Annotated in this window: 10 protein-coding genes; 6 read left to right on the top strand and 4 right to left on the bottom strand. The window is 47.2% G+C overall.

Annotation, left to right across the window (positions count from 1 at the left end):
- Positions 1-210 precede the first annotated feature (210 nt).
- Positions 211-1,251: an aldose epimerase family protein gene (locus tag NFR43_RS06795; RefSeq protein WP_251547725.1), complete on the bottom strand. Its 1,041-nt coding sequence runs from the start codon at positions 1,249-1,251 to the stop codon at positions 211-213.
- A gap of 202 nt (positions 1,252-1,453) precedes the next feature.
- Between NFR43_RS06795 and NFR43_RS06790 the strand changes: the two genes are divergently transcribed.
- The 5 genes from NFR43_RS06790 (at position 1,454) to NFR43_RS06770 (ending at position 7,938) form a co-directional block, all read left to right on the top strand.
- Positions 1,454-1,999, top strand: a complete 546-nt coding sequence (locus NFR43_RS06790) for a TetR/AcrR family transcriptional regulator (RefSeq protein WP_251547835.1) — start codon at positions 1,454-1,456, stop codon at positions 1,997-1,999.
- A 17-nt stretch (positions 2,000-2,016) separates the two neighbouring features.
- Positions 2,017-4,611 (top strand): YhgE/Pip domain-containing protein, encoded by a 2,595-nt coding sequence (locus NFR43_RS06785; protein WP_251547723.1) that lies wholly within the window; start codon positions 2,017-2,019, stop codon positions 4,609-4,611.
- Between the two features lie 230 nt (positions 4,612-4,841).
- Positions 4,842-5,675, top strand: coding sequence for a transporter substrate-binding domain-containing protein (locus NFR43_RS06780; protein WP_251547721.1), 834 nt, complete (start codon positions 4,842-4,844; stop codon positions 5,673-5,675).
- A gap of 13 nt (positions 5,676-5,688) precedes the next feature.
- Positions 5,689-6,840 (top strand): ArgE/DapE family deacylase, encoded by a 1,152-nt coding sequence (locus NFR43_RS06775; protein WP_251547718.1) that lies wholly within the window; start codon positions 5,689-5,691, stop codon positions 6,838-6,840.
- Between the two features lie 105 nt (positions 6,841-6,945).
- Positions 6,946-7,938, top strand: coding sequence for a D-2-hydroxyacid dehydrogenase (locus NFR43_RS06770; RefSeq protein ID WP_251547716.1), 993 nt, complete (start codon positions 6,946-6,948; stop codon positions 7,936-7,938).
- A 48-nt stretch (positions 7,939-7,986) separates the two neighbouring features.
- On the opposite strand, the gene hflX is transcribed toward NFR43_RS06770, so the two are convergent.
- The 3 genes from hflX to NFR43_RS06755 form a co-directional block, all read right to left on the bottom strand.
- Positions 7,987-9,261, bottom strand: a complete 1,275-nt coding sequence (gene hflX, locus NFR43_RS06765; protein WP_251547714.1) for a GTPase HflX — start codon at positions 9,259-9,261, stop codon at positions 7,987-7,989.
- 21 nt (positions 9,262-9,282) lie between these two features.
- Entirely contained in the window at positions 9,283-9,936 is a 654-nt protein-coding gene (locus NFR43_RS06760; protein WP_251547712.1) for a histidine phosphatase family protein, read from the bottom strand.
- A 74-nt stretch (positions 9,937-10,010) separates the two neighbouring features.
- Positions 10,011-10,667, bottom strand: coding sequence for a VTT domain-containing protein (locus NFR43_RS06755; protein ID WP_251547710.1), 657 nt, complete (start codon positions 10,665-10,667; stop codon positions 10,011-10,013).
- A gap of 166 nt (positions 10,668-10,833) precedes the next feature.
- Here NFR43_RS06755 and helD point away from each other — a divergent pair, with 166 nt between their 5' ends.
- Positions 10,834-13,137, top strand: a complete 2,304-nt coding sequence (helD, locus tag NFR43_RS06750; protein WP_251547708.1) for an RNA polymerase recycling motor HelD — start codon at positions 10,834-10,836, stop codon at positions 13,135-13,137.
- Positions 13,138-13,158: the final 21 nt, after the last annotated feature.

The raw sequence follows: 13,158 nt of genomic DNA, 5'->3' as shown, positions 1-13,158 counted from the left end.
TATCCTATGAGTATAATTATAGGTGGGAGGCTGATTCATACTTGTTGATCAGCAAATGAGTGTGATGATTTATTTATACTGGGTCCGGAGTTGTACTACTCCAGTTTGAATGAGATTCATTAGATATTATTGCCCAGGAAATAATTGGCACAACGGTTTAAAAAAGCGGTAAGGATAAAAATCCTTACCGCTTTTGAGTTTTGAATAGTATTAATATTTAATTTCGTAACGAATTTGGTGGTGAACTGGGGCCAATGGCCGGAGCGTGATATCACCAAACTCTGGATGGTGTGGTGCATCAGGGAGTGCTTGAGCTTCTAGCGCCATTGCGGCCCATGATTTACCAGGACGGTTTAATTTAACGGAAGCTGGGAGCCCGTTAGCAGAGAAGATGATTAAAGCATTCCGGTCTGAGTACATTTTCATTTCACGACCAGACTTAGGATCCTTCAAGGCTGCAATCGGCTGACCAGCAAAGGTGGAACTGGGTTGGACCGCAAAGAAATCATCAAAGCCCTTTTCAGGGGTCTTCAGCATTTCATTGAGGGCGTGACCCAGGACTTGACCATCTTTAAAGTCATAGGCCGACCCTAAGTTTTCGACTAGCGCGCCAGTAGGGATTTTTTCAGCATTGACTGCCAAATGGTAATCAGAATTAATGGTTAATTCTTGACCTTCAATGGTATCAACATCGCTGTCGCCGAGGTTCCAGTAGGTGTGGTTGGTAGGGTTGAACAGTGTTGGGGCATCACTTTCACCGTAGAGGTCGATTGTGACGCTGTCGTCGCTGTGCAGGGAATAAACAACGTGGACATCAGTATCGGCAGGCATTCCGTCATCATCTGGTGAATAATGGTTGCTGAGGATGATCTTGCCAGCGTCGTCAGTCATTCCAGTGGTGACGTGCCAGAAGTGATTTTGCCATCCTTGATCACCACTATGAATGGAGTTGTTGCCTTCATTTGCTTGGAGGTGGTATTGTTCACCATCAATTTGGAATTCGGCCTTGTCAATCCGGTTGGCAACGGGACCGATCAGTTGACCAATACTGTATCCAGCAGCGAGGTAATCCTCCATTGAGTTGGCGGACAGTAAGAGGTTGAGCTGACCATTATCAGTGGGAACCGAATATTCTTGCCAGATTCCACCAAAATTCAGAACGCTCAGTCGAACACCGTGGTCGTTGGCTACTGTGTAGCGGGTCACGGGATGGTTGTTTGCTTGACCAAAATCTTCTTGTGATAGTTGCATTGTTTAAGTCCTCCTTATGCAAGCGTTTGCATTTCGATTATAACATAGTTTCGGGAGAAATAATTGTTAAATCCTTGTTGAAACAAATGATTGTATTTGTCTTATTTAAAAATACATGTGTTAATATGACCATGTAGTCGCAAACAGGAACGAATTATAATATCTTTTTGAAAACTGAATAAGGAGGGGAATTGGGTTGAAAATGAACCGGACTGTACGGGATTTCCAAAATGCCTTGGAAACTCTGCTACGGAAGAAACCATTTGAAAAAATCACGGTTGATCAAATTTGTAACGAAGCTCTGCTTCACCGGAGTAGTTTTTATCGGTATTTCCATGATAAGTACGACCTGCTCGAACAGCTGATTAATAATCGTTTGAGCCAGTTGATTGCCTCAGCGCCAACGGAAAATGACTTTATCGAAATTGCGGCTAACTATCTGAATGATAATAAGGATATTTTCCGTCACCTATCTGCGGACAATGCTAATAGTACGCTCTACACGGAAATGATTCGCATTACCAGTGAGGTGTTGCTGAAGCAAAGTGAGGATGATCAACGGCATGGTGAAATTCTGAAAGTCATTAGTAATTCAGAGGATCCTGATTTACAATCTTACGCATTTGCGGGGGCGATCATGGGTTGCTTGTATTGGTGGCAATCGAAGAATTATGATGTCCCTGTCGAAGAAGCGGTGGAATTTGTAAGACAGTCGGTATTACCTTTCTCGACGAATTCAGCTAACTAATTTTTGGAGGGAGAAAAATGTGGGAAATGATTAAGGCAGAATTCCGTCATATCCGACGAAATCATTTGCTCTTATTATCATCAATTGTTATTTGTTTTATTCCATTTCTATATAGTATCTTCTTCCTGAAGTCTGTATGGGATCCTTACGGGAGCACGCAAGACCTGCCTGTTGCCGTGGTCAACAAGGACGTACCCGTCGATTATCAGGGGAAAGAGATGGCCGTCGGTGACCAAATGGTCAAGGAGTTGAAGCATAATCACCAGCTTGACTGGCAATTTGTTTCAGCGAAAAAGGCGAAGTACGGAATGTCACACCGGAAATATTACACGGTGATCACCATTCCGGAGAACTTCTCCAAGAATGCAACGACGGTGTTGGATAAAAATCCAAAGCCAATGAACTTGAAGTACACGACTAACGACTCGCTGAACTATATTGGTTACGTCATGAGTCAAGTCGCCATGACCAGGTTGAATGAAAAGATTCGGGCCAACGTGACGAATGCGTACGCCATGACCATGTTCAAAATGCTGAAAACCCTTGGTAAGGGGATGGACCAAGCTGCGGATGGCGCAACCCAATTAGATAACGGACTAGTAACCCTGCAAAGTGGGGTCAACGAGTACGTTGCGGGGGTTTCCCAAGTCAACAACGGGGTGCAAACCTTGAAGGTTGGGGTTGCCCCACTTGCTGCCGGTGCCCAACAACTGGCCAGCGGTAGTGCTACTTTGGCAAACGGCATTGCTCAATATACTGGGGGTGTTGGCCAACTTGCTGCTGGGTTGAATACCCTGGAAGCCAACTCCGGGGCCTTGAGCTCTGGGGCCGGTCAGCTAAGCACTGGTTTGAATACCTTGAGCGGTAATTCCTCAGCACTCCGTTCCGGTTCTAGCCAGTTAGCAAGTGGAACGAATCAGTTGAATACAACTGTTAATTCTGCGTTAGGCAGCTTGCCGATTAATAACATTATGTCGGCGATGGACCAGGCGGCAGCCTTGCAACAAAGTATGACACAATTACAAACTGGATTGAACCAAGCGAAGGCTGCCTTGGCAGGTGTCCAGACGAGTGCTGGAAAACTCCAACAAGCTTCTAGTGCTTTATCTGGCGCTTCGACGCAACTTGGTAAATTGACTGGTGTGGCTACTAATGATGCCGAAATTGCTAGTGAATTAAGTAAATTAGCTGGGTCGACTACTGACAATAATATTAAGGGCCAACTAGCAACATTAGCAGGCAAGGCTCAGGCAAACGCCCAAACAGTTCAGGGCATGTCAGGAACGTTGAGCCAATTATCAAGTCTTGGTTCTTCATTGAGTGACATGCAAAGTCAGCTGGGTCAGTTATCGTCGATGAGCACGTTATTGAATAACGCTGACACGACGATCAACCAAGCCAATACTTTGTTAAATGAATTGAATAGCTACAAGGGCCAACTGTCTGACATGCCTAAAAAAATGAATGCCTTGCAAAGTGCTACTAGCCAAATTGCGGCGGGCGCAAGCAACTTGAGCACCGGTGTTTCCCAATACACGAATGGTGTTGATACTGCTGCGGCAGGTTCCAACACTTTGACGAGCGGAATCAATCAGTACACCGCGGGAGTGGCCCAAGCTAGCGCTGGCGCTGGTCAATTAACAGCCAACTCCGCTGCCTTGAATTCCGGCGCTGGTCAGTTAGCCAGTGCACTGGGTCAATTGAACCAACAAGTGCCAACCTTAGTTGCGGGGGTTAATCAATTAGCCGCCGGGACGCAACAATTAGTTGACAACTCACCAGCCCTCGTTCAGGGGATTGTGAAGTTGAACACCGGTGCTGGTCAATTAGCTTCTGCTCTCGGCAAAGGTGCGAAGACGGTCAACGGCATTAAGCCAACGAAGAAGACGGCGAAGATGATTGCTGAACCAACCCGCGTCAAGCACAAGAGCTACAGTTATGTACCAAACTATGGTCATGCCCTGGCTCCTTACGTTCTGTCTGTTGCTTTGTATGTTGGGGCCTTGGTCTTCAACTTTGTTTACCCAATTCGGCGGGTGGCCATTCAAGGTCGTTCCCCATTAGCATGGTGGGCAAGTAAAGTTGTTCTCGGCAGCCTCATCATTACCTTGATGGCACTAGCCGAAGGTGGAATTATGATGGCGCTGGGTCTCCACGTCATTCATGTCCCATCCTTCTTCGGTACGCTAGTCCTCTTTGGCCTCGCGTCGATGGCGATCGTCATGTTCCTATCCATGACCTTCGACAACCCTGGACGGTTCGTAGCCATGGTTCTGCTGATGCTGCAACTTGGTGGCTCCGGTGGGACCTTCCCAATGGAAGTAACCATGAAGTTCTACAACGTCATCCACTACGCATTGCCAATGACGTACTCAATTCTTGGTTTGCGTGATGGCATTAGTGGTGGGCTTGGTACTCATTACGTGGCCTTCTGTAACAGCGTGTTGGGTTGCCTGACCATTGTCTTCTACCTCTTGTTGCTAGGAGCAATGTACTGGTTGCAACACCACCACTTCGCAGGTAAATCAGAACTAGATCATAACCAAGAATTGCTTGGTGAGGAAAAAGATGATGACGGTATGCACTTGCAAGACCGTGATCAAACAGTTTAATCACATTCATCAGGATCCGGTGATATTCACCGGATCCTTATTTTTATCCATGATTTTAAATTAATTTGAATATTTTTTGAAAAAAGCTTGCATTTATTCACGGCTGGGGATATTATATACACATAATTTGCATAGAAATACGAAAACGGGGGATATCATCGTGCGACGACGTATAAATATGAAATTTGGGTTGATAAAAATGTAAAGAAAATTTGTGGAGGAAGAGAAAGATGCAATTTAAACATTTAAAGAAAACGATTTTAGCAGCTTTGACGATCATGATTGCTTTGAGCACGGTGCTCGCCGGCTGTGGAGCCAAGCAGGATAACAGTGTTCAATCAATTAAGAAAAAGGGTGAATTGGTTGTGGGGACGTCCGCTGACTTTGCTCCATACGAATTTCCAATCGTCAAAAATGGTAAGCAAAAGATCGTGGGTTATGACATCTTGTTAGCTCATGAAATTGCCAAGAGCTTGGGTGTTAAAAAGGTTAAGATCGTTAACACGTCCTTCTCTTCTTTAATTAGCGAACTGCAAAACAAGAAGGTCGATATCGTCATGGCTGGGATGGCCTACACGAAGCAACGGGCCAAGGTAGTCGCCTTCTCCAAGGTATACCACACCGGTGGTCAGGTGCTGCTGGTTGCCGCCAAGAACAAGGATAAGTATGCAAATATTGCGGCCTTGAAGGGAACCACGCTGGGGGCTCAACAATCTTCAGAACAAGAAACGATTGGTAAGAAACTGAAGGGTGTTAAGCTGGTCACGGAAAGTTCTAACAACACGCTGTTCCAAGAATTATCGAACGGCACCCTGGATGGGGTCATTACTGGTGATGATACCGCCGAAGCTTACGCGAAGGAACACCCAGACAAGTACGCGGTCGCAAGCAACATCAAGTTCAAGTACGATGCCAAGGCTGCCGGAACGAGAATTGTGGCCCGGAAGCAAGACAAGGCCTTGATGAAGAAGATTAACCAAGTTATTACTAAGGACCAAAAGAATGGTACGTTGAACAAGCTATACAAGAAGGCCCAAGATATCCAAGTTGCCAACAACAAGTAGAGGGGAATCAATCATGACAAAAGAAGAGCAATTAAACGTTTTAAAAAAGATTATTAGCATTCAAACGGTCAACCAAAATGAAGCTGAATTGGCGGACTACATCGCGAGCTTATTTGCACCGTACGTGGGCAAGAACGTGAACATCGAAAAGGTTAATTATGCTCCAGGTCGTGATAACCTCGTCGTCACCATTGGTAATGGTGGCAAAGTGCTTGGTTATTCCGGGCACATGGACGTGGTGGATCCGGGCGATTTAGACGCCTGGGATACCGACCCGTTCGATCCGGTGGTCAAAGATGACAAACTATACGGGCGTGGTGCCTGTGATATGAAGAGCGGCCTCGCAGCGGTTGTAGTGGCTCTTCTGGAAATGCTCGAAAAGGGTGACCAATTACCAGGAACGATTAAGTTGCTGGCTACTGTGGGCGAAGAAACCGGTAATTATGGAGCAGCGGAACTGACCAAGCAGGGCTACGCAGACGACCTCGACGGCTTGGTAATTGCGGAACCGTGTGATGATCTGCACTCCATCAATTACGCTTGCAAAGGGGTCATCGACTACCATGTCACCTCAGTTGGGAAAGCGGCGCATAGTTCACGTCCGCAGAAGGGAATCAATGCGATTGACAATCTCTTTGAATTTGCTCAACAGGCCAAGGCCAAACTGGCTTCCTTTGACCATAAAGATCCAGTCCTGGGGAAACTCACCCACGTGATCTCCCTGATCCAGGGTGGTGAACAAATCAACAGTGTACCATCCGAAGCTACGCTTGGTGGGAATATCCGGACGATCCCTGAATACCCGAACCAAGTCGTTTATGACACTTTAGAAGGGATCATTGACCAACTAAACCAACAACCGGGATTTGATCTCTCAATTAAGTACACCTTCCCCGAAGAACCAATGGGCGGTGATCCCGCTGCACCGTTGATTAAATTGGCCCAACAGGTTGCGAAAGAAGAACTCGGCTTTACCCCGCAACCAGTGACCAGTACTGGTGCCAACGATGGGCAAGAATTTACCCAGTCCAAAAAGGACTTTACCAGTATCATCATTGGACCGGGGAGCGATGAATCCCACATGCCAAATGAATACGTGGACCTGCCAGCCTACTACAACGCCATTCGGTTTTATCAAAAATTTGCCCACGCCTTCTTTAATTAAGGATCATGATAGCGGACCATTTCTCAAGAAATGGTCCGCTTTTTTGACTGAAAAAACGTGTATACTAGACAGCGGAGACCATTATTTTCTGAAAGGGGAACAGATATGAAAATCATTATGTTTGGCACCAAGCCGATCGAAAAATCATATACGGAAGCTTGGGCCCAGAAAACTGGTAACGAAGTTAAAATGGTTCCTGATCCATTAAACGATGATACTGTTGAAATGGCGAAGGGGTTTGATGGGGTTGTCACCCAACAAACCGCTTCCCTTGGCAGCGGTGATGTTTATCAAAAATTAGCTAGTTACGGTATTAAGCAGATTGGTTTACGGACGGCTGGTTATGACATGGTCGACCTTGACGCAGCCAACGCGAATGGCATCACAATTACCCGGGTCGCCATTTACTCACCACGGGCGATTGCGGAAATGGGTGTGACCCAGGCCATGTACTTAAACAGCAAAATTGGGTTATTCAACCAACGGATGAAAGAAGACAATGATTTCCGGTGGGCGGATGCCCTCGTTTCTAACGAAATCTATAATCTAACCGTTGGGATCATTGGGTTAGGCCACATTGGTGGTGCCACCGCCCAAATTTACAAGGCTCTGGGGGCCAAAGTGATTGCTTATGATCCATACTACGATCCAGAACAAGAAGCTTTTGTTGATTACACCGATTTAGAGACGGTTCTTAAAGAATCAGACATTGTTAGTCTGCACACGCCACTCTTCCCAAACACGAAGAACATCATCAATGCCGATGCATTGAAGAAGATGAAGAAGACCGCCTACCTGATTAACATGGCTCGTGGTGGCCTCGTGGATACCCAAGCCTTAATCAAGGCCCTGCAAGATGGCGAAATTGCCGGGGCGGGGCTAGATACGCTGGCGGATGAAACGACTTACTTTGGTAAGAAAGTCGCTGCAGATGATGTGCCAGAAGACTTCAAGACCTTGGCAGCAATGCCGAACGTCGTGGTTACACCTCATGTGGCCTTCTTTACTAAGACTTCCGTTCGGAACATGGTCGAAATTGCCCTTAACGATACGGTGACGATCGTGAATGGCGGCAAGACCCGCAACGCAGTACGTTAACTTGACAGTAAACTAAAAAAGAGACAGCCGGTGGCTGTCTCTTTTACGTTAGACGGTGTATTTTTCAAACCTTTGTAAGTCGCTGGGACTTAACTCAACCTTCAATAAGGTCCCGTCATTTTGATAATCGGTATGTTGGATATTGGCGTGTTCGTTCAGGTATGAAACGACGTGGCCATCAGTGAATGGAATCAATAGTTGGGCTTCCACGTAATCATCAAAGAGGTGGTCCTTAATGACTTTGGTGAAAAGGTCCAGCGATTTTTCGTCCTTGGCGGAGATGACGAGGTGGTCATCGCCCTCCATGGTTGGAAACTCCGCGGCGGTCTTATCGGCCTTGTTAAAGACGTAAACCATCGGGATGTTTTCAATGCCAATTTGCTGAAGTGTCCGTTCAGTCGTTTTGATCATTTCGTCCCGGTGGGGGTCAGAATAATCAATGACCTGGATCAACAGGTCCGCCTTCGCTGCTTCGGTCAAGGTTGATTTGAAGGCTTCGATCAAGTGGGTCGGTAATTTGGAAACAAAGCCGACCGTGTCACTCAAAATGAAGCGTTTTTGATCCGGTAAGGTTAATTGCCGGACACTGGTATCAAGCGTCGCAAAGAGCATGTCTTTTTCAAAGACTTCTTTGTCTTGTGAGATCCCATAACGGTCAATCATTTTGTTCATCAGCGTTGACTTGCCAGCGTTGGTATAACCAACCAGTGCCGCTGTTGGAATTGTACTCTTATCCCGCAGGGCCCGCTTGGTGGCTTCAGACTTGTTAATTTCCTTCAGTTCGTGACGAAGGTGACTAATGTGCTTTTGAATTACCCGCCGGTCCATTTCGATTTGGGTTTCACCGGCACCACGGTTGGCAAAACCAGCACCACCACCAGTTTGTTGGTCGAGTCGTTGGTTCGCGGCCGTGTGCAAACGGGGCAGTTGGTATTCCAGTTGGGCAATTTGAACTTGGATCTTGGCTTCCTTGGTTTGGGCCCGTTTGGCAAAGATTTCCAGAATCAGGGCGGTCCGGTCGATGACCCGAACGCCGATTTCGTCATTCAGGTTGCTCAACTGGCTGGGTGATAATTCATCATTGGTAATCACCGTCGTGGCTTCTTCCGCCGCGGTGATGTTTTTAATTTCTTCGATTTTGCCCTTTCCAAAGTAGGTCGCGGCATTGGGCCGGTCTAATGACTGGTCAATGCGGTCGACGACGTCCATTTGGTTGGCTTGGGCGAGTTCTTTTAATTCGATCATGGAATAGTCATAATCGGGTTGACCGGAATCAAGCCCGGTCACAATTACTTTTTCATTCGATTGTATGGTGGTATCCATTGATGTGTATATTCCCCCTTACTAATCAGGTAATTGAAGTTGGTTATAAAAATCAACTGTAGTGGAATTTTGATCAAGTGTCAATTTCGTAATGGAACCATTCAACGGTCCCTGGCGATAGTCACCGTCACCGTAACGGTCAACGATCGCTGAAATCGTCATCCCGTGGGAAACCACGACGCTCACGCTACCTTCAGGGAGGGAACGCAGACGATCAAATCCTTTATCAACCCGTTGCCAGAACCGTTCGTGGTTTTCTGCGTTTTGAAAGGGATCACTGGCGGCGATCATGTCTTGCATTTTGGGCAAACCGTACTTCGTGAGAATTTCGTGGAAATTGAGGAATTTTTCGGGAGCACCAACCATGATCGCACTTTGGGCATCATCAGCCCCTTCAAAATAGCCAAAAAATTCTTCGCGGAAGGCGGGATCCTGGATTGGTGCGGTAATTTTATTGGTGGGGTGGTGTTCGAGGATAATGTTTGCGGTATCGACGGCCCGCTTGAAGTCACTGCTAAATAAGTAGTCAAAGTCGAGCTTGGCGAGGGCCTGCCCAGCCCGGGCAGCATCCTGATGGCCTTGGTCAGTCAAGGGCGTATCCGACCAGCCCTGCATTCGATTATATAGGTTAAAAAATGTCTGACCGTGGCGGACAAAATAGACGGTAGTTGCCATAAAAAAACCTCCTCATTTCTGCCGTGAGATATTAGTAATATTTTACCATATTTATCGCGGGGCAAACGGGGGCCTTATTTAAGCATGCGACGTTTTTTCAGTAGTCGGCGTTTCATTAACCGGTTGATGGCTAAAAAGATCGCGGGCAACATGAGAATGCAGATCAAAAGTAAGAGGAGGAGTGAAAAGTGGGCTTTGACAAACGGAATGGTGCCGAAGTAGTAACCCACCAATGCGGCAATCAGAACCCAGAGCAGGGTTCCCAGGAGGTTGCCGACAACGAACCGGCCAAACTTAAAGCCTGCCGAGCCTGAGATCAGGGGGACGAAGGTCCGAATGAGGGGCACAAACCGGCCAAAAATAACGGCCTTAATCCCGTGGCGTTCAAAGAAGTCGTGCGCCATTTGCCAATTGGGGCCCATCACCCGCTTACGGAGCCATGGCCACTTAATCAGCCTGGTGCCAATCGTGTAGTTGACGATGTCACCCAGAAAGGCGGCCACAAAGAAGCCGCTAATGAGGACACTCAGTTTAATGGAATTGGTGTTGAGGGCCGCCAGTGAAGAGGCCACAAAAATGAGTGACTCACCGGGGAGCCAGGGAAACACAACCAGACCGGTTTCCATAAAGGTGATGGTAAAAAGCACGAGGTAACCCCATGCTCCAGTCTCGTTAAAAAGCGGGATAATCACTTCTGGAATATGGGTTAATCCATAGATAATTTGGTCCATCCCAAGCCCTCCTTTTTTGCGATAATACTACCCTTATTTTATCCTGCTTTCGTCAGGAAAAGTCAAAGAAATGACAGCTTTATAACTTTTTTATGACTTTTTAAGTGCGTGGGCGAAAAATGCTATAATAGATCAATCAAAAAAATCGGTAAGGAGCTTTCAATCGATGACTGAATCAGTTTTAAAAAAAGAACAAGCTCACCTTGACCACGTGGTTGAGGAAATTAAAAAGGCGGAAAAAAAGGCCAACCAAAACATCTCCACCGCCAAAAAAGATATCAATGCCTTGAGCAAGGATTTTGATACGATCCATATGAACACCACGACCTATTCAGGCATGATGGATACGGCGATGTCGGTGCGGACCCAACAACAGCTGTTGGACGAACGGGAGAATAGTTGGCAGCATGCTGCTGACCGCCTCTCGACCCTCCAACGCTTGGAAGCCAAACCGTACTTTGCGCGGATCGATTTTCAGGAACGTGACGGCAGTCAACCAGAAACTATTTACATTGGCCTGGCCTCATTTTCGGACCAACCCGACCATTTTCTGGTGTATGACTGGCGGGCCCCAATTTCTTCCATTTATTACGATGGTGAATTAGGTGATGTGTCCTACCAAACGCCAGATGGCGAAGAAACGGTGAATGTGAAGCTCAAACGCCAGTTTCAAATTGAAGATGGCGTGATCGTTACCCTCTACGATACGGACGAAACGGTGACGGATCAAATGCTTCTCTCGGCCCTGAGTAATCACTCCAGTACCAAGATGAAGAGCATCGTTTCGACCATTCAAAAATCCCAAAATGAGATTATCCGGAACACCAAGGATGAACTGCTCTTCGTTCAGGGAGCGGCGGGCTCTGGAAAGACGGCGGCGGTCCTTCAACGGGTGGCGTGGTTACTGTACCGATACCGGGGCAACCTGACGGCGTCGCAAGTCGTCTTGTTCAGTCCCAACCAGCTCTTTAACGACTATATTGACCAAGTGCTACCGGAACTGGGTGAACAAAACATGGTCCAACTGACCTACTTCCAGTACGTTAACCGCCGGGTGCCACGCCTCAAGGTCGCAACGCTGAAGCAACGCTTTGAACAAAGTGACCACGATGTCAATGATAAGGCCAGTCGGCTGTTAAGCAGCCTGGAATACTTTAATGCGGTGACTCGCTATGCAAAGCGCCTGGGGACTGATGGTCACTTGCGGTTCCGGAACTTAATGTTTGGTGACCAGGTCTTCGTGTCTAAGGATCGGATTAAGGAAATTTATTACTCGTTTAACCGGACCTACAATTTGGGTAACCGGCTGGACGGGACGAAGGAAGAATTAACGAAGTACCTGAACCGGCGAATTAGTTCTGAAATGCGCGCTAAATGGGTGGAAGAACGGATCCAAAGCCTGAGCAAGGAAGAATTAAATTCGCTCTATGCTAACCACCCCAAAGAATTCGCCAACGACCAGGAAGAGTACAAATTTTTGGCTCGGATGATCGTGATTGACGCCTTTAAGCCGATTAAGCGGGCCATTGACCATAACCGGTGGTTGAATATCAATGCCCAATACGTCCACTTACTCCGGGTTACGCCGAAGATTATTTCGCTGGCGGATTTTGGGATTAGTGATGACGAATGGCGACACTACGTTGATACCCAAGTAGCCCAACTCAAGCAACGGCAGATCAGTGCGAATGGCATTTCCGTCTACCTGTACTTGTATGACCTTCTAACGGGCAAACGTGGCGAACGGGAGATTCGCTACGTCTTTGTCGACGAAGTCCAAGACTACGATGCCTTTCAGCTCGCCTACCTAAAATTCTGCTTCCCACGGGCGAAGTTTACCCTCTTAGGGGACCTCAACCAGGCGATTTTTACCCACGAAAACAGTAAAACCCTGCTCAAGGAATTGGGTACGATGTTTGACCCCGAAAAGACCAAGGTGGTCCAATTAACGAAGTCTTACCGCTCAACGAAGCCGATTACTGACTTTACCCGGGAAATATTACTGGATGGTGAAGCAATTGAAGCCTTTGACCGGCCTGGTGAATTGCCGGAAATTATCATTGATCCAGACGAGGCTAGCGCGGTCCAAGATGTCATCAAGGCCCTGCAAAAGTACCAAACTGACCATGATAAAATCGCGGTGATTGGCAAGACCCTTACCGATAGTGAAGAGATTGCTCACCAACTCAAGGCACACGGCATTGACAACACCTTGATCCGGACGGAAAACCAACGGCTTGTGGACGGGATTATTGTCGTGCCGTCCTACCTGGCGAAGGGGTTAGAGTTTGATGCTGTTGTCGTTTGGGATGCCAATGCTCAAAAGTACCATGGTGATGACGAACGCCAGCTTCTCTACACGATTGCCTCACGGGCCATGCACGCGTTGACTATTACGGCAGTCGGCCAGTTGACCCACCTACTTGATAAGGTCAATCCAGACCGCTACACTATCGAAGATAATTCTTAAACTTTTGCCAAGGACCCTAAA

Source organism: Limosilactobacillus caecicola (assembly GCF_943192935.1).
Taxonomy (GTDB): domain Bacteria; phylum Bacillota; class Bacilli; order Lactobacillales; family Lactobacillaceae; genus Limosilactobacillus; species Limosilactobacillus caecicola.
The sequence above is the reverse complement of the archived record's forward strand: the minus strand, read 5'-3'. Positions and strand labels throughout refer to the sequence as shown.